This window comes from Flavobacterium sp. (assembly GCF_035760125.1).
Taxonomy (GTDB): Bacteria; Bacteroidota; Bacteroidia; order Flavobacteriales; family Flavobacteriaceae; genus Flavobacterium.
Genome location: NZ_DASTTN010000549.1, coordinates 1 through 17,776 on the forward strand (window position 1 = coordinate 1; position 17,776 = coordinate 17,776).

Annotated in this window: 22 protein-coding genes; 18 read left to right on the forward strand and 4 right to left on the reverse strand. The window is 33.8% G+C overall.

Annotation, left to right across the window (positions count from 1 at the left end):
- On the reverse strand, window positions 1-851 hold an 851-nt coding region (locus tag VFS71_RS19525), incomplete at its 3' end, for an NRAMP family divalent metal transporter (RefSeq protein ID WP_326403353.1).
- 161 nt (window positions 852-1,012) lie between these two features.
- Here VFS71_RS19525 and VFS71_RS19530 point away from each other — a divergent pair.
- The 7 genes from VFS71_RS19530 (at window position 1,013) to VFS71_RS19560 (ending at window position 6,112) form a co-directional block, all read left to right on the forward strand.
- Window positions 1,013-1,468 (forward strand): hypothetical protein, encoded by a 456-nt coding sequence (locus VFS71_RS19530; RefSeq protein ID WP_326403355.1) that lies wholly within the window; start codon window positions 1,013-1,015, stop codon window positions 1,466-1,468.
- A gap of 58 nt (window positions 1,469-1,526) precedes the next feature.
- Window positions 1,527-2,159, forward strand: a complete 633-nt coding sequence (locus VFS71_RS19535) for an SGNH/GDSL hydrolase family protein (RefSeq protein ID WP_326403357.1) — start codon at window positions 1,527-1,529, stop codon at window positions 2,157-2,159.
- Between the two features lie 161 nt (window positions 2,160-2,320).
- Complete coding sequence (locus VFS71_RS19540; protein WP_326403358.1) at window positions 2,321-3,112, forward strand: serine O-acetyltransferase; 792 nt, start codon at window positions 2,321-2,323, stop codon at window positions 3,110-3,112.
- 1 nt (window position 3,113) lies between these two features.
- Window positions 3,114-4,001 (forward strand): cysteine synthase CysM, encoded by an 888-nt coding sequence (cysM, locus tag VFS71_RS19545; protein ID WP_326403359.1) that lies wholly within the window; start codon window positions 3,114-3,116, stop codon window positions 3,999-4,001.
- Between the two features lie 72 nt (window positions 4,002-4,073).
- Window positions 4,074-5,060 (forward strand): aldo/keto reductase, encoded by a 987-nt coding sequence (locus tag VFS71_RS19550; protein WP_326403361.1) that lies wholly within the window; start codon window positions 4,074-4,076, stop codon window positions 5,058-5,060.
- A gap of 15 nt (window positions 5,061-5,075) precedes the next feature.
- A complete protein-coding gene (locus tag VFS71_RS19555; protein WP_326403363.1) occupies window positions 5,076-5,630 on the forward strand; it encodes a hypothetical protein in 555 nt (184 codons plus the stop codon).
- Between the two features lie 38 nt (window positions 5,631-5,668).
- Window positions 5,669-6,112 (forward strand): hypothetical protein, encoded by a 444-nt coding sequence (locus tag VFS71_RS19560; RefSeq protein ID WP_326403365.1) that lies wholly within the window; start codon window positions 5,669-5,671, stop codon window positions 6,110-6,112.
- Between the two features lie 85 nt (window positions 6,113-6,197).
- Here VFS71_RS19560 and VFS71_RS19565 read toward each other — a convergent pair whose 3' ends face one another.
- Window positions 6,198-6,608 carry an OsmC family peroxiredoxin gene (locus VFS71_RS19565; protein ID WP_326403366.1) on the reverse strand — a complete coding sequence of 137 codons (411 nt, stop codon included), beginning with the start codon at window positions 6,606-6,608 and terminating at the stop codon, window positions 6,198-6,200.
- A 299-nt stretch (window positions 6,609-6,907) separates the two neighbouring features.
- Here VFS71_RS19565 and VFS71_RS19570 point away from each other — a divergent pair, with 299 nt between their 5' ends.
- The 6 genes from VFS71_RS19570 (at window position 6,908) to VFS71_RS19595 (ending at window position 12,058) form a co-directional block, all read left to right on the forward strand.
- Window positions 6,908-7,972: an AI-2E family transporter gene (locus tag VFS71_RS19570; protein WP_326403368.1), complete on the forward strand. Its 1,065-nt coding sequence runs from the start codon at window positions 6,908-6,910 to the stop codon at window positions 7,970-7,972.
- Between the two features lie 72 nt (window positions 7,973-8,044).
- The gene (locus VFS71_RS19575) at window positions 8,045-8,449 is read left to right on the forward strand and encodes a hypothetical protein (RefSeq protein ID WP_326403369.1); all 405 of its coding nucleotides are present in this window, start codon (window positions 8,045-8,047) and stop codon (window positions 8,447-8,449) included.
- Between the two features lie 288 nt (window positions 8,450-8,737).
- Window positions 8,738-9,202 (forward strand): hypothetical protein, encoded by a 465-nt coding sequence (locus VFS71_RS19580; protein WP_326403370.1) that lies wholly within the window; start codon window positions 8,738-8,740, stop codon window positions 9,200-9,202.
- Window positions 9,203-9,291: 89 nt separating this feature from the next.
- Window positions 9,292-10,704 (forward strand): 23S rRNA (uracil(1939)-C(5))-methyltransferase RlmD, encoded by a 1,413-nt coding sequence (rlmD, locus tag VFS71_RS19585; RefSeq protein ID WP_326403372.1) that lies wholly within the window; start codon window positions 9,292-9,294, stop codon window positions 10,702-10,704.
- Between the two features lie 12 nt (window positions 10,705-10,716).
- A complete protein-coding gene (locus VFS71_RS19590) occupies window positions 10,717-11,256 on the forward strand; it encodes a DUF6452 family protein (RefSeq protein WP_326403373.1) in 540 nt (179 codons plus the stop codon).
- Window positions 11,228-12,058 carry a DUF6048 family protein gene (locus VFS71_RS19595; protein WP_326403374.1) on the forward strand — a complete coding sequence of 277 codons (831 nt, stop codon included), beginning with the start codon at window positions 11,228-11,230 and terminating at the stop codon, window positions 12,056-12,058. The genes VFS71_RS19590 and VFS71_RS19595 overlap by 29 nt, the downstream gene beginning before the upstream one ends.
- A gap of 82 nt (window positions 12,059-12,140) precedes the next feature.
- Here the strand turns inward: VFS71_RS19595 and VFS71_RS19600 are convergent, their stop codons facing one another.
- Window positions 12,141-12,377, reverse strand: coding sequence for a hypothetical protein (locus VFS71_RS19600; RefSeq protein ID WP_326403375.1), 237 nt, complete (start codon window positions 12,375-12,377; stop codon window positions 12,141-12,143).
- Between the two features lie 418 nt (window positions 12,378-12,795).
- Between VFS71_RS19600 and VFS71_RS19605 the strand changes: the two genes are divergently transcribed.
- Window positions 12,796-12,960, forward strand: a complete 165-nt coding sequence (locus VFS71_RS19605; protein WP_326403376.1) for a hypothetical protein — start codon at window positions 12,796-12,798, stop codon at window positions 12,958-12,960.
- A 427-nt stretch (window positions 12,961-13,387) separates the two neighbouring features.
- Here VFS71_RS19605 and VFS71_RS19610 read toward each other — a convergent pair whose 3' ends face one another.
- Window positions 13,388-14,557 (reverse strand): THUMP domain-containing class I SAM-dependent RNA methyltransferase, encoded by a 1,170-nt coding sequence (locus tag VFS71_RS19610; RefSeq protein WP_326403377.1) that lies wholly within the window; start codon window positions 14,555-14,557, stop codon window positions 13,388-13,390.
- Window positions 14,558-14,679: 122 nt separating this feature from the next.
- Here VFS71_RS19610 and VFS71_RS19615 point away from each other — a divergent pair, with 122 nt between their 5' ends.
- The 4 genes from VFS71_RS19615 to VFS71_RS19630 form a co-directional block, all read left to right on the forward strand.
- Window positions 14,680-15,444 carry a class I SAM-dependent methyltransferase gene (locus VFS71_RS19615; RefSeq protein ID WP_326403378.1) on the forward strand — a complete coding sequence of 255 codons (765 nt, stop codon included), beginning with the start codon at window positions 14,680-14,682 and terminating at the stop codon, window positions 15,442-15,444.
- Window positions 15,445-15,536: 92 nt separating this feature from the next.
- Window positions 15,537-16,205, forward strand: coding sequence for a ZIP family metal transporter (locus tag VFS71_RS19620; RefSeq protein ID WP_326403379.1), 669 nt, complete (start codon window positions 15,537-15,539; stop codon window positions 16,203-16,205).
- Between the two features lie 348 nt (window positions 16,206-16,553).
- On the forward strand, window positions 16,554-16,982 hold the full coding sequence (locus tag VFS71_RS19625) for a hypothetical protein (RefSeq protein ID WP_326403380.1): 429 nt from the start codon (window positions 16,554-16,556) through the stop codon (window positions 16,980-16,982).
- A 226-nt stretch (window positions 16,983-17,208) separates the two neighbouring features.
- A partial coding sequence (locus VFS71_RS19630; protein WP_326403382.1) for an N-acetylmuramic acid 6-phosphate etherase occupies window positions 17,209-17,776 on the forward strand: 568 nt, incomplete at its 3' end.

The following is a 17,776-nucleotide window of genomic DNA, read 5'->3' on the forward strand; positions in this document are numbered from 1 at the left end:
GCCAACGGTTTCAACGCTTGAGCTGCTTGCTCCACCGTATCTATTTGATGAACTCCTCCTTTGAACAAAACTGTACCCGTCGTCAGAATTATAAAATACATCACCAATCCGGAAAAAGTCATTCCAAAATCAACATCTTCCCTCATTTCATGGATGATTCTTTTATTAACCATTAAATGTCTTTTCTTATGTTTCATTTCCTCAACTTCAACTGAAGCTTGCCAGAAAAAAAGATAGGGGGAAATCGTTGTTCCCAAAATCCCAACAAGAATTGCAATAAAATCTTTATCCCAATGAAACGTTGGAATGAATGTAGCTTTTATAATAGCTATAAAATCCTGTTTGTATAAAAAGGGAACTACAAAATAAACCAACATCACAACACACAAATATTTGAGTATCGACGCAATTTTTTGATATGGTAAATAGATAATTAGCCCCAAAAGCAAAATAGTAAAAAAGACACTAAAAAAAGACGCCTCAATAGAAGGAAAAAGTAAATTCCCTACAGCTCCCATACCTGCAATATCAGCCCCTATATTCATAATTATGGCGGGGAAACTAAACAAAAGCATCAAGTACAAAACAGGTCTTGGATAATTTTTCTTTAAAGTTCCCGTCAAACCTTGGCTGGTTACCAAACCAATTCTCGCACACATTTGTTGTATTGCCGCCATCAACGGGAAGGCAACAATAGAAGTCCATAAAGTTGTAAGTCCATAAGCAGCACCCGCTTGTGAGTAAGTCGCAATTCCAGAAGGATCATCGTCACTGGCGCCTGTTACGAGTCCTGGCCCCAATAATTTCCAAAAGTGAACGATTCTTTTTCTCAATACGCCTTTATTGTTCATTCCCAATGTTTTATTTTTTTTAAACACTTATCCATTTATATAATGTTACTACTAACAATTCCTTACTAATTTACACATTTTAACCAATGTTTTGATTCCAATGAAATCTAAAAATAAATTGTACTTTAGTTTTAATATTTTTCATCCATTATAACCAAAAAATGAAAGTCAAACTGTTATTATTTATTGCAATAATCTGTTACTCCTGCAGCATTAACCAAAACAAAACCAAACATAGTGATTTGCCAATTATTGGAACCTGGGAACTCATTTCGGCAACAGCAACCCAGAATGATTCCGCTTTTTCAACTTTTGATCCAAAAGTAAAAATGATAAAAATTATTAATCCAGATCATTTTGCCTTTTTCGCCCATGACCTGACCATGGGAAAACAATCCAATCCTCAATTTTCTGCCGGTGCTGGCAGATTCACTTTGGTAAATGACACTTATACCGAATATTTAGAATATTTCTCCAACAGAGCATGGGAAAACAACAAATTTGAATTTAAAGTCTCCATAAAAAATGACACACTAATCCAACAAGGCGTTGAAAAAGTAGAAAAACTGGGCATTGACCGAATAATAACCGAAAAATACAAACGCGTAAAAGACTAATCAATATTGTGTTTTTTAAAACAAACTCAACAATCATTTCAATTGCAATTCACCATTTATGGAAAGAAAAATGAAAGCCCTCGACTGGGCATATTTAAACAAATACAAAACCGAGAATGAACAAATTTCAGCTCTAGCATTAGGAGAAAAAAGGATTGTGTTCTTTGGAGATTCCATAACCGAAGGTTGGAAAACCATTCATCCCGATTTTTTTGTTGGCAAATCATACATTAATAGAGGCATTAACGGACAAACGACTTCACAAATGCTCTTGCGTTTCAGACCGGACGTAATTAAACTGAAACCTAAAATTGTCGTTATTTTGGCTGGAGGCAATGATATTGCAGAAAATACTGGTCCAGCAACATTCGAAACAATCCTAGGAAATCTTATTTCAATGTGCGAATTGGCTAAAGCAAATAACATCGAAGTGATTTTATGTTCGATACTCCCCGCTAATGATTTCCCTTGGAAACGTGGAATGGAACCCGTCCATAAAATCGATGCATTGAATGAAATGATTCTGAAATATGCCAGAGTAAATAACATTGCGCATGCAGATTATTTTTCGGCTATGGTGGATGAACAAAAAGGTTTAAAGACTATTTATTCAAAAGATGGAGTTCATCCCAATAAGGAAGGATATCTCGTGATGCAACCAATTATTGAAACAATCATTAGTAATTTGTAATTAATGTGATAAAATTTCAAAAAAAACAGCAATTCTGTTATATCTTTTTAAACCTGTATTTTTCAACGGCAATTAACCTAATTCTTTAGCCAAAGCTTGTTATTTTTTCTAAAAAACGCCTTACTTTTATCCTTTCAAAATTAACATTCAATTTCATAATTATGACTAAAGATCTGATTGTCCAAAGTATTAGCGCTTCAAAAAGTCATTTTTCTATAAATTATAGCATAAAAACCAAAACTGAAGCCTTTACTGAAAAACTGTTTTACACTTTATTTGATTCTAATGCGCCACTTGACGAAAGCATCGATGAGCTAGAAAAACAATTTAAAGAAATAGCTTCTTTGACCTGCAAAAAGCCACAAGAATCATGCGAAATTGCCTGGGGTAATTTTTTACACAAACTACCCTCTGTACTAGAAAACTTAAATAAAGACGCTTCTTACACCTTAGAAAATGACCCAGCATCCAATAGTATTGAAGAAATTTACCTTGCCTATCCTGGATTTTATGCCATCGCCATTTACAGATTAAGCCATGAGTTACATTTATTGGATTTGATGCTTTTTTCGAGGTTAATGAGTGAATATGCCCATCGCATTACAGGTACTGACATCCATGCAGGGGCAACTATTGCATCGCCTTTCTTTATCGATCATGCCACTGGAATTGTAATTGGTGAAACTAGTGTTATTGAAAAAAATGTAAAAATATATCAAGGAGTGACTTTGGGGGCATTGAGCGTGAGTAAAGACATGAAGAATTCCAAAAGACATCCGACCGTTGAGGAAAACGTTTGCTTATATGCCAATGCTACCATTTTGGGAGGTACAACAATTATTGGGAAAAATAGTATTGTAGGTGGAAACTCGTGGATAACCAAATCTATTCCTGAAGATTCAATCGTATTGAACACCACCACAACCGAAGTTAAAGTAAAAGAGAAAAGATAAAATGAAAACCTATAAATTAGTAGAATTAATCGGGAATACACCATTGGTAGAAACAACCTGTTTAGTTGCAAATAAAAACGTAAAACTTTTATTGAAACTTGAAGGAGACAATCCAGGAGGAAGCGTAAAAGACCGCGCTGCCTACAACATGATTGCATCTGCCATCGAAAGAGGAGACATCAAAAAAGGAGACAAATTAATTGAGGCAACAAGTGGCAACACTGGAATTGCTCTGGCAATGATAGCCCAATTATTCAACATAGAAATCGAATTGGTTTTACCCGAAGATTCAACCATCGAGCGCACTCAAACTATGCAGGCCTATGGCGCAACGGTTATACAGACACCTGCCAGTTTAGGGATAATCGGTTCAAGGGATTATGCCGATAAAAAAGTAGCAGAAGGGGGTTATGTAATGCTAAATCAGTTTGCAAATGATGACAACTGGAAAGCCCATTACAAAACTACAGGTCCCGAAATATGGAATGATACGAACGGAACTGTTACCCATTTTGTATCAGCTATGGGGACTACAGGAACAATTATAGGAACCTCAACTTATTTGAAAGAGAAAAACCCAAATATTCAAATAATTGGGGCACAACCTAGTGAAGGCTCACAAATTCCGGGTATTAGGAAATGGCCCCAAGAATATTTGCCTAAAATTTTTGATGCCTCAAAAGTTGATGTAACTATTGATGTGAGTGAAAAAGAAGCTCGTGAAATGACCAAAAGATTAGCCAAAGAAGAAGGTGTTTTTGCAGGTATGAGCAGCGGGGGTTCAGTTGCCGTTGCAGTAAAAATAGCCAATCAACTCGAATCGGGTGTGGTTGTTGCCGTTATCTGTGATCGTGGAGACCGTTATTTATCTTCAGATTTATTTGATTGATAAAGTTTCTAAGATTTTGAAAACTTTAAAAAACTTAGAGTCTTAGAAACTCAGAAACTTAAAAAACAAAAAATGAACTACCGCAAACTAGGAAAAACCAATTTCAACATATCAGAAATAGCGCTTGGCACTTGGCAAGTGGGCGGAAAATGGGGCTCTCCGTTTAATAATAAAACAGCAGACGAATTAATCAATACTGCGATTGATAAGGGCGTGAATTTTATTGACACTGCCGATGTTTACGAAAATGGATTGAGCGAAACCGCTGTGGGAAGAGTGGTACGCTCCCGTTCTGAACGCATTTATGTAGCAACTAAATGTGGCAGACACATCAATCCTCATGTAAATGAAGGTTATCAGCCAAAAGTATTACAGAAATACGTTGAAGACAGCCTGAAAAGAATGGGATTGGAAACACTTGATCTTATTCAGTTACACTGTCCGCCAAACCAAGTATTTTACCGTCCAGAAATATTTGAAATGTTTGACCGTTTAAAAGAGCAAGGAAAGATTTTAAATTTAGGTGTCAGTGTAGAAAAAGTTGAAGAAGCATTAAAAGCTATTGAATATCCTAATGTAACCACAGTTCAGATTATATTCAATCTTTTCCGTCAACGCCCATCTGAATTATTTTTCAAAGAAGCTCAAAAAAAAGACATAGGAATTATTGCAAGAGTACCATTGGCAAGTGGATTATTGACTGGATTATTTGATTCTAAAACGACTTTTGGCGAACAAGACCATAGAAATTTCAATCGTGATGGAGCGGCTTTTGACAAAGGAGAAACATTCTCTGGGATTAATTATGAGTTAGGCTTAAAAGCTGTTGAAGCCTTAAAAGAACTTTTCCCTGAAGCTACCAATTTGGCTCCTATTGCCCTGCAATGGATTCTAAGTTTTAACGAAATTAGCTGTATTATTCCGGGAGCATCAAAGGAAAGTCATGTTTTGTCTAATCTATCACTATATGATTTACCGAAACTGACTCCAGAAAAAATTTCTGCAATGAATGCCATTTACAAGCAATATATCAAACCACAAGTTCATCAACTTTGGTAATCTAAACAGTAGTCTATGAGAGAATGTATCAGACGAAATATAAATGGTAAAACTGTATTATTGTTGTTTATACTTTGTAACATAGTTTATGCCATTATGCTTATTGATACCATTCCAGAAGTAATGCAATTCTCAGGGGGAATGAAAATATTTGATATGATGCCAACCGGCTATGATTATCAGTATGCCACCAAGCTTTTTAATACTTTGGGAACTGCTGGTCGAGATTCATATTTATATCATCAACTTCCATTAGACTTGATTTATCCCGCTCTTTTTGGAATTAGTTCGTGTTTGGTTCTCGCTTATTTTCTAAACAAATTGGAAAAGCTTGACAGTTCATTATTTTATTTGTGCTTACTGCCATTATTTTCTGGTTCCTTCGATTATGCAGAAAACATTGGAATTATATGTATGTTGAAAAACTATCCAAATATTAATGAATTGCAAGTCCAAATTACAAGTGTCTTTACAGTTTTAAAGAGTGTTTTAACTTCTCTTTATTTCATCATTCTTATAATTGCTTTATTGGCACTAGCCAAAAACAAATTATTCATTAGAAAGGTTTAGAACCTAGAACATTAATTCTAATTTTCTAAAAAAACAAAATGTTCAATAAAGCAAATTTCAAAGAGTGGTTTGATCGCTATAAGTATTCTGAATTGGCAGCTTCAAGTGCCGCATTGCTAGCTTCCCAATTCAGCAGAATTTTTAGCGGATTGATCACGGCTTACATAATTACGTTTGCCGAATATTTTGCTTTTTATGGTGTCATGGTTTACAGATCCTATAAAGCATTAGCTACCAAGAAAAAACTCAACAACCAAACCGTTACTTTAAAAGAAATCGCTTTCTTAATTCGGAATTTATTTCTCGAGTTTGGTTATCCCGCAGTTTTAGATTTCTTTTTTATACGCCCATTTTGCATGTATTGGATGCCAATACTGACCGCAAATTATTTCATTGGAATTATTCTCGGAAAAATTACTGCGGATAGTTTTTTCTACTTTTTATCCATTTTTAATTACGAATGGATAAAAAAGAAAGAATAGCTCATCCATAAAATCATGGAATTACCTTAAACAAAAAAGGTTCGATTTAATAATAAACCGGACCTTTTGTTCTTTTATCAAAACACTAAACCAAAGTGGCAGTAGTCGAAATTTCAGTATTGAATAGTTTTGAAATCGGGCAATTCTTTTCAGCCTTTGTTACTAATTCCTGGAACGTTTCATTTGAAATACCACTTATTTTAGCATTAACCGTTAAGTGAGAACCGATAATAGTTCCGTCTACTAAATTAATGGCACATTTTGTTTCTATGCTATCAATTACTGCAGTGGTTTCACCAATAAAAGCCGTAAGCTGCATTGTAAAGCATCCTGCATGTGCTGCCGCAACAAGCTCTTCCGGATTAGTCCCTACACCTTCGGCAAATCGAGATTTGAATGAATATTGGGTGTTTTCTAAAGTTGTACTTTGTGTTGTTAATTTACCAGCTCCTTCCATAAGGGAACCATTCCAAACTGCGGTTGCATTTCTTTTCATATGTACTTTATTTATTGATTTTTAATGGTCATATGTAATTCGCATATCAAATTTTCGCTAACGACAAATTTTCGCTTATGCTCATTTCATAATAATAGTCTTTTTAGTTTAATCAAATTTAGTTTTTAAATGAAAAACACATTTTATAAAACATATTTTTTAACGAAAATTTAATAATGATTAACAACAAATAATTCTGTCTCCAAAATATTTTGTAACTTGTAAGTCAGTTATTTACATATTTAAAATCAATTAAATTTAGTACAGGAAGAAAGACAACAGTTAAATTTCAGTCTAACATGATACCTAATCCATCCAATTTTTCTAAAAAAACTACTGCTCTCGAAGTTTTTCAGTATCTGCTCATTGGATTAGTAATATTGTATTTTGGGAGATCTCTATTCATTCCATTAAGTTTTGCACTGCTTATCAGTTTTATACTTTATCCCGTTTGCAGATGGATGGAAAAAAAAGGAGTGCATCGAAACATAGCGATTGGACTTTCCTTAATAAGTGTAGTACTTGTATTTGCTGTTATCTTATATCTACTTTTCGCTCAAATAGTCGAATTTTCGAATGAATGGGAAAACTTAGAAATAAAGTTAGAGGAAACCTTGAATCAATGGAGTTCATTTTTAACGAATCAATTTGGGATAAATGAAGAAAAACAATTGAGCTATATCAAAAATGCTTTAAACAACTCGAGTTCGCAGTTTTTTTTACTTCTAAAAAACACTCTCTATTCTTTCTCTGAATCATTATTTAATCTTTTAATAATTCCCGTCTTCTCGGCGCTGATATTATTTTACCGTCAATTATTAGTTCAGTCATTATACCATATTTTCCCTAAGGACAAAAAAGAAATGATTCATGAGATTATTGTCGAAACCATTAATGAGTATTACAAATTCATAAAAGGAATGCTCTTGGTTTATTTAATTGTTGGCCTTTTGAATAGTATTGGTCTCGCCGTTATTGGTATTCCCTATCCATTCCTTTTTGGGTTTACCGCCTCAATACTTACCTTTATACCTTATGTAGGTATCATGGTTTCGTCCCTGTTACCAATTACTGTAGCTTGGATCACGTTTAATTCCATTTGGTACCCTATTGGAGTAATCACAGTTTTTTCTCTGGTTCAAGTACTGGAAGCTTACATCATATTTCCATATGCTGTAGGAAGCCGCTTGAAAATTAATGCACTCGCAATTCTGGTCATGGTTCTTGCTGGTGGCATATTGTGGGGAGCTTCCGGAATGATCTTATTTATTCCGTTTATAAGCATTCTAAAACTTTTGGCTGACCGAACAGAAAGTCTTAAATCTTTATCACTTTTGTTGAGTGATGGAAAATCAAAAAAATAGCAAGTACAAGTCTATTTTTTTAATTAACGCAACCTTTCTTTTATATAATCATCTAGTTATTAAACAACCTTTATGAAAAATATAAATTTTTTATTTATCGCACTTAGCATTTTCTTCTTCAGTTGCAATAACGATGATGATTCTTCGCAAGAAACCGAAAATCAAAATCTCACAAAAATGTATACTGAAATCATTTCGGCCTCCATGGTCAATAGTACTCAATGTACTAACCCTGCAGAATGGTCTTTTACAGCCATTGGCTCAAAATCATGTGGAGGTCCTACTGGTTTTATTCCCTACTCCTTGAAAATTAATGTTACCGAATTCCTTAAAAAAGTAGAGAATTACAACAAAGCAGAAGATGCTTACAATAAGAAATGGGGAATCATTTCTACCTGTGACATAATATTACCCCCAACAAGAGTAGATTGCGTTAATGGAAAACCTACATTGATGTACTCTGATCTAGAAAATTAAGGATTAGCGAGAAACTAATTTATTTTCTAGAATTAAGCCTCTTTATAATTTTCAATCCCAAATTTCTCTTTACATCCCCTGCCCCCGATTATAGTGAAAAAACCGGAGTTCTGGAAGCATTTAACACTTGCCCGGAAAGAGCGACCAACGGAAGCTCCTTTCCGGGCTTAGTGTTACTGCTTCCAGAATGAGGATTTGAAACGGAAAGCGGGATTAGGCACAAAATAAGCAGGCTGTTTTACACTATTTTTTTTACTAACTTTGTTATTTACAGAAACTTACAACGTTATGAAAAAACTAATTATAACATGCTGTCTATTATTATTTATTGGCTGTAAAACTAAGAACGTAAATGGAAAGAAAATAGGAAAAAGTGTTGATCTGACAGAAATGAGCACAGTTGATGAAGCGCAAAAAAGCAAGGCTTACGAGTTAGGAAAAAGGGTTTTGATGACCTGCAATACTTCTAAATTTACTCCTTTTACAAAAAGTGAAGCCACAGATAAGGTTATTGTCAAATCCACACCTGAGAATATCAAAAAAATCTGCGTGAAATACAGTCTAAAATATGGTCTTTTCAAAGATCTTGAATTTGTTGAAATGGTTCCAAACAAAACCGACAACACAAATATATTTCGATTTAAGGCTCTTTTTGAATATGCTAAAGCAAATAAGGAACTTCGGGTAACGATGAACTCAGAAAACAAGGCTTCGGCAATTTCGACCAAAGATTGGAAGGATGAGTTTGAGTAAATGGTTGAGGGATTTGGATAATTATACCATTTATTAAAAAAAATCAGAATTAAAATCCAAAAATAAATCCAAAGCCTTATTTTTGCGCTATGGCAAAGAAAAATACAGACAAAGTTGTCTTTCATCAAATAAAAGTCCTTGATGCTGGTGCAAAAGGCGTTTCGGTGGCAAAAGCTCCCGATGGAAAAGTAGTTTTTATCCCAAATGTAGTTCCTGGGGATGTTGTAGACGTGCAAACTTTCAAGAAGCGTAAGGCTTATTATGAAGGTAAAGCAGTTCATTTTCATGAATTATCGGAGCATCGTGTAGATCCAATTTGCGAACATTTTGGTGTTTGCGGAGGATGCAAATGGCAAAATATGAAATACAGCCAACAGTTGGTATTTAAACAAAATGAGGTGAAAAATCATTTGCAACGCATTGGCAAAATTGAACTTCCTGAATTTGAACCGATTTTAGGTTCTGAAAAACAGTTTTTTTATAGAAATAAAATGGAGTTTTCGTTTTCGAACAGCCGTTGGTTGACCGAAGCCGAAATTGGAAGCGAAGAAGATTTGGGTAACCGAAATGCACTTGGTTTTCATATTCCAAAAATGTGGGACAAAATCTTGGACATCAACAAATGTCATTTACAGGAAGATCCATCGAATGCAATTCGCAATGAAGTTCGCGCCTTTGCCAATGAGCATGGCTTAACTTTCTTTAATCCTAGAGCCCATGAAGGTTTACTAAGAACTTTGATGCTAAGAACGGCTTCAACTGGAGAAATAATGGTTTTGATTCAGTTTTTTGAAAATGACAAAGCCAACAGAGAATTGATCCTTGATCACCTATACGAGAAATTCCCTCAAATCACTTCTTTACAATACGTGGTTAACAATAAAGCCAACGACACTTTATACGATACCGACATAAAATTATACAAAGGAAGAGATTATATCCTTGAAGAAATGGAAGGTTTGAAATTTAGTATTAATGCTAAATCTTTTTACCAAACCAACTCGGATCAAGCTTACGAATTATACAAAATAACTCGAGATTTTGCTGGACTTACCGGTAATGAAATCGTTTATGATCTATACACTGGTACGGGAACTATTGCACAGTTTGTATCCAAAAATGCAAAAAAAGTTATTGGTGTAGAAAGTGTTCCTGAAGCGATTAAAGATGCAAAATTAAACGCAGAACGCAATGAAATTACTAATTGTGAATTCTTTGTGGGAGATATGAAAGTCGTTTTCAATGATAGCTTCATAGCACAACACGGTCATCCAGAAGTAATTATTACTGACCCTCCAAGAGATGGTATGCACAAAGATGTAATTGAACAAATTATGAAAATTGCTCCTGAAAAAGTGGTTTATGTAAGTTGCAACTCGGCTACACAAGCTAGAGATTTGGCTTTAATGGACGAAAAATACAAAGTAACGCGAGTGCGACCAGTGGATATGTTCCCACAAACGCATCATGTTGAAAATGTTGTACTTTTGGAAAGACGATAAGCCCTTACATAAATGAAAAAAATAATTGCGTTTTTAATGATTCTTGGTTTCGCCTCTTCCAGTTGCGAACCAGATGACATTTGTGATCCAAATACACCTACGACCCCAAGAATGCTAATTAAGTTTTACGATATTTCGAATCCTTCTATTCGAAAAAACGTAACTAATTTGAAAGTTATTGGGGAAGGTAAGACTGAAGGAGTGATTTTTAATCCGTCTGGAATTGATGAAGCTAAGTATCTGACCAGTACGGACAGCATATTGCTCCCATTGAATACAGATGCCGATGTTGTAAAATATAAATTTATTAACAATTATGGCAACAAAAATCCTCTCTTGGTGAATACTGACAATCTAGAATTTAAATATACTAGAGAAAGCATTTATGTATCCAGAGCTTGTGGTTTTAAAACCATTTTTAATTTGGACCCAATAGCACCTTTCACATTATCAGATGCAGAACCTGCTGATGAAATGTGGATTCAATATGTAATAGTCGCACAAAATAACATAACATCCGAAAATGAAACAATTATTAAAATATTCTTTTAGTATTTGCTTTTTGTTGTCACTGTTATTTGTACAGGCACAAGAAAAAACGACTACCACAACTACCGAGCAAGATGTAAAAATAACGGAAACTAAAAATGTCAAGTCAACAAAAAAGAATCCAGAAAAAGATCTAAATGCCGTAACAACAGACACCCTGAAACCAAAAACAGACCGTTATGGTTTAATTGTTGGTGCCGATATAAACAAAATTGCAAGATCTCTCTATGATTCTGATTATAATGGAATTGCATTTACTGCTGATTATCGACTGACCAAAAAATATTATTTATATGGTGAAATAGGAAGTGAAGAAGTCACTGTCGAAGATCCATTATTGAGTACTACAACCAAAGGTTCCTATCTTAAAGTAGGTTTTGATTATAATGCTTACACTAATTGGCTCGATATGGAAAACCTTATCACGTTAGGGGTGCGTTATGGTTTTAGTACTTTTAATGAACAATTAAACAACTATCTCATCTATAACCCACATCCTTATTTTGGACAATCTGCGTTGATTGATTCGGGGAAAAAATACGATGGATTAACAGCTAGCTGGGCGGAAGTTGCTGCTGGAGTGAATGTAAAAGTATTTAATAATATTTATGTTGGCTTTAGTTTGCAATTAAAAGTATTGGTAACAAATTCAGAACCTGGCAACTTTGAGAACCTTTATATTCCAGGATTCAACAGAACTTATGATGGTAATTTTGGAGCAGGTTTTAATTACACCGTTTCCTATTTTATCCCTATTTACAAAAAGAAAGTTGTACCTATAAAAACAGCCCCTAAGAAAAAATAAGCCTAAATTTTATTTTAATAAAAAAAGGAGTAAAACTGAATTTACAGATTCAATTTTACTCCTTTTTTTTAATCTAAGTCGATTATCCTATTTCTTTAATCCCTTTTACAAACAACCAAGACATGAATAGTTTTTCACCATCTTTGGTCTTCGCTGCTTGAAATTTTGGAGACAAAAGTGTTCCTCCCACAAAAGCCGTCATCGGAATCCAAAATCCAGAAAGATTAGTATACTGTTCTACCAAATAACGAAATGATATAAACAATATGGCAAAGCAACCTAGATTATATAGAAATGCTCTTATTTGTAATTTTGTCATTTTATTGTGTTTAATTATTATTTTTCAAAATTAATTGAAAATCTAGATAATTCTTAGAAATATCCACTATTTATTTCGTCTCACAAATAAATCTTTAGAATAAACATCAAGCCATTAAAATTTATGAAAAATTGGTCCTAAAATAATTTATACTGTTATGTGTACTAATTTTATTACTATTTTATATATTTTTCCTAAAATAGCTATTTCACATTATATCATAAATTCAAATTAACAAATAAATTACTTAATCATCACTCGTAATTTAAAACAGTAAACAAGCTACATTCACTAAAATATATAAATCATGAAGTTAGTGCAATTCTAAATTGGCCCTAAACACTAATGAAGTTATTCGACTCAAGTGATAATAAACAAGTGAAGTAATTACATCTGATCAAAAAAAAAAAATCTATATATGAAAACAAAAATTATAGTCTTTATCTCTTGCTTAATTATTTTGCTGAGTAGTTATGTTTTTGTAAAATTGGTTCCGGATTATAGTGAAGCAATAGAAAACCAATTTATTGAAACCCAAAAACAAAATGAAAAGCTATATGTAGAAACATTAGAACAACCTTAAGACAAGAGAACATATGCCAGTGTTTCCAAACAATATTTAGATGTTGAAAGTAACGTCAATTCGATATTATTTCAATATCAAGCCTGTGAGAAAAAAGAGGATTTTGTTAAAATGGGTAAACTTTTAAAAGATAATTTCATGCAGTACAAAAGGAACATAGAGACAAAAAAACACTCAATGACGGTGAGATCAGTCTATACATAGCCTATACCAACGGTTTTTGGCAACCTTATATTAACCTCAGAATTTCATTCTAGTGCGATTGTTAATAAAGTGATGGCACAAAATGCGGCTAATGCAGCTTTTAAAGTTCTTGAAAACATTATATCCAAGCATTTATAATCTAGGAAAACACATTAAAAAAAATCCCGATAATTACTAAATTTAAATAGCAATTATTGGGATTATATTTTTTATTCTATACTAATTATTCAGCATCAGGAACAGTCTGAAACTTCGTTCTCTTACTTCCTTCATACATCTCATATTTTACCAAACGGGCTTCAAGACTAGCATTAAAAAGTTTAATTTTTCGAGAAGGCTTCAATCCTACGAATTTCAATGCTTCAAGATTTGCAGTAATGAACCAAGCATTCGTTCCTGGATAATTCTTCTTCAAGGTATCACCAATATTTTTATAGAACTCTTCCATGTGAATATCCAATCGCTCATCATAAGGTGGATTGAAAACGATATGCAATTTCCCTTCAGACGTTTTCTCTGTATCAAAGAAGTTCTTTTCTTCAATCTTAATATATTCATCCAGATTGGCATTTTTGACGTTGTCTTTGGCTTTTTGAACTGCCGAAGGAGCCTTATCATATCCTTTTATCGTGTAATGAAACTCACGTACACGCTTCAATAAACTATCCGTAATATTGTCAAACAAATCATTATCCCAATCGTTCCATTTCTCAAAAGCAAACTCTTTACGGTTAATATTCGCAGGAATATTACAAGCAATCATTGCTGCTTCTGCCAAAAATGTTCCAGAACCACACATCGGATCCAAGAAATCAGTTTGTCCGTCCCAACCCGAAAGCAACAAAATACCTGCTGCCAAAACTTCATTTATAGGAGCAATGTTAGTAGCCGTTCTATACCCTCGTTGGTGCAATGAATTCCCAGAAGTATCCAATGCAACCGAAACTTGGTCTTTATCAATATGAATATTTATTCTTAAATCAGGAAAAGCCTTATCAATGCTTGGTCGTTGACCCGTTCTTTCACGAAACTGATCCACAATCGCATCTTTACATTTTTGAGACACAAACTCAGAGTGGTTAAAATACTCGGAATGTACCGTTGCATCAATTACAAAAGTTTGGTTTGCATTTATATATTTAGACCAATTCGTCCCGCGTATTCCTTTATATAACGATTGTTCATCTCTCGCTTTAAAAAAATAAATTGGCTTTAAGATCTTCAAAGCTGTACGCAAAGACAAATTCGCTTTGTACATAAAACCTTTATCGCCCTTAAAGCTCACCATTCTCACCCCTTGCTCCACATCCTGTGCGCCCAACATTGTTAGCTCTTTTGCCAATATTTCTTCAAAACCAAAAAAGGTTTTGGCAATCATCTTAAAATTCTCCATCTGTCTTTATAAATTCCAATATTAAAATTGCGTATTCCAAACATCCTAAACGGTTTGAAATAGTATATTTTCTGCAAAAATACACTAAATTTGCGGGACTTAAATTAATTGAAAAAGAATAAATGTCCGATTCTACAAATAACAAAACACAAATTACCAATTCCAATCCCGAAAATTGGTTTGCCTCTTGGTTCGACAGCCCTTATTATCATATACTTTACAAAGAAAGAAATTATAGAGAAGCGCAATTGTTTATGGACAATCTAACGCATTACCTCAATCTTCCCGAGAAAGCCAAAGTGCTTGACTTAGCTTGTGGTAAAGGTCGTCATGCCATCTACTTAAACCAATTGGGATTCAATGTCATTGGTGCCGATTTATCTGAAAACAGCATATTGGAAGCACAAAAAAACAGCAATGAAACCTTGCATTTTCAGGTTCATGATATGCGAGAAGTATTTGAAGATAAATTCGATGCTATTTTCAATCTGTTTACCAGTTTTGGTTATTTCGAAAATGATGAGGACAACCTTACTACCCTAAAAGCTATAAAAGAAAGCTTATCTGAATATGGTTTTGCCGTGATCGATTTTATGAATGTTACCAATGTACTCAATAATTTGGTTCCAGAAGAAGTAAAACACGTTGATGGAATCGATTTCCATATCAAGCGCTACTTGAAAGACGGACATATATTCAAAGAAATTGATTTCGAAGACCAAGGGCACAATTATCATTTTACCGAAAAAGTAAAAGCTCTTACCCTCAAGGATTTTGAAGAAATGATGGAAGAAGCTGGTATCTTTTTATTAGATATTTTTGGTGATTATAAACTAAAAAAATTCCACAAAACAGAAAGCGAAAGATTAATTATGATTTTTAAGTAATTGGTTAATCGTGAAATTGTTTAACCGTTTAATCGATTAAACAAAAAACGATTAAACAGTTAAACCTCTAAACAAACGATTAAACAAAAAACATGAATTACCTACTACCATTACTGTCCGTACTTCTTGGTTATTTCATTGCTTTATTTCTAAAGCCAAAAAACAAAACCAACCTTAAACTATTGCTGGCGTTTAGTGGTTCGTTCTTGCTTTCGCTTACCGTAATGCATCTCCTACCCGAAGTGTATGAAAGTGGAAACCATAACATCGGAATTTTTATAATGATGGGGATTTTGTTCCAAATAATATTGGAGTTTTTCTCCAAAGGAGCCGAACATGGCCACGTACATGGCCATTCCAAAATGTACCAAATCCCTTGGTTATTATTCATCAGTCTTTGTATTCACGCCTTTTTGGAAGGATTCCCTGTAAGCCATCATAATGATTTAGCTCTGGGAATAGCGATTCATCATTTGCCTATTGCCATTATTTTGACTTCCTTTTTTGTCAGTTCCAGTCTTAGTAGAAATGCCATCTTTATATTTATGGTCACTTTTGCAATAATGACACCTCTGGGAACCATTGTTTCAGACTTTATACCCCAATTGAACGACTATTATACCGAGATTACAGCAGTCGTAATTGGAATTCTATTTCATATTTCATCGACTATCATTTTTGAAAGTAGCGAAGGGCACAAATTCAATATTGCCAAAGTATCCATGATTGTAATTGGTATTCTACTGGCATATTTAATATAGAAAAAAATACAATCTCCCTATAAAAAAAATTTTCAATTGTTTTTCATTTGTCAACGTTTATAAAAAAGCGATTTAACTATCTCTTTTTTATTGGTTAAACTTTCATTTAGAGCAATGCTATTCTGACGGATATATTTTATGAATAATCAAGCATTTAGACTCTATCACTTAAATTAACTTCTATATAATTCAAATAATTTGCATTATTAAAAATATTACCATTAATTTGCCAAAAATACATTCTTGAGAAGTTTCTGTCTTTATGAGATTGACGCCAAATTATTAATAAATTCACAGAAGAAACAATGAGAAAAAATTACTTAAGGACTTTAATAAACATCTGTTTACATGTTTAATTTTTTTAGAAGAAGGCCTAAAGAATATACCAAAATTGAAAATCATATTTTTGGTATAATTACTGAGTTATTAAAAATAAGCGCTACCGATATCAATTGTGATGAATTAGGTGGAAAGTATTATTTAAGTAACGAAGAGCAACATTTTAGAGTTACAATATTCAGTAATGATTCAGTGATCAGAATGACCAATACACGTGATTCTGTTGCCGAGAAATATGACAAAGTTTTTGTTGAAAATGTTTTAAGGGCTGTCAAAGAAGAAAAACATCGCAGAATGGAATTGGTTTGCGATTCGATTACGAATAGTATAGAAAAAATGGCAGAACGCTTACATCAGACTCTTATCGAATCAAATGAGGAAGAGGAAGACGAGAAAGTGAAAGAAGCAGAAGAAGACACTTTTCTAAAAAGTGTTTAAAAATAAAAATGAGGGTTTGACTTTTTTATTAAAGTTGAACCCTTTTTTAAAATATGACGAACCATAACACAATAATTCTGCTACAGTAATTAACTGCTTTGATAAAATGCAACCTTACATGTAATAAACATTTTTATTACTTTTTTTTTCATTTTACAGAGAATAGTAAGTTTTAAAATTCCCTAACTTTACCAAGTATAAAAGTTGTCAATTTTAAAACAAAATAATGAACTTCACAAAGACCACCGAGCAATCTTCCAAATACGAACATTTAGAAAAAATGTCGGTTCAAGAATTACTTACCAACATCAATAACGAAGACAAAACTGTCCCGCTTGCTGTCGAAAAAGCCTTACCACAAATAGAAACATTGGTAACCGAGATTGTTGCCAAAATGAAATTGGGTGGACGATTATTCTACATTGGAGCCGGAACATCCGGACGTTTGGGAATCCTTGATGCCTCAGAATGTCCTCCTACTTTTGGAGTTCCTTTTGATTTGGTCGTTGGTATTATTGCAGGTGGAGATACTGCCATCCGCAAAGCCGTGGAAAACGCCGAAGACAACGCCACGCAAGCTTGGATTGACTTACAAGCTTTTAATGTAAATGAAAATGATGTCGTTGTAGGTATCGCCGCTTCTGGAACAACCCCTTATGTTATTGGAGGTCTACAAGCCTGCAATGACAAAAACATAAGCACAGGAAGTATTTCCTGCAATGCGGGAAGTCCGCTTTCGCAAACGGCAAAATTTCCAATCGAAGTTATTGTGGGGCCAGAATTTGTAACCGGTA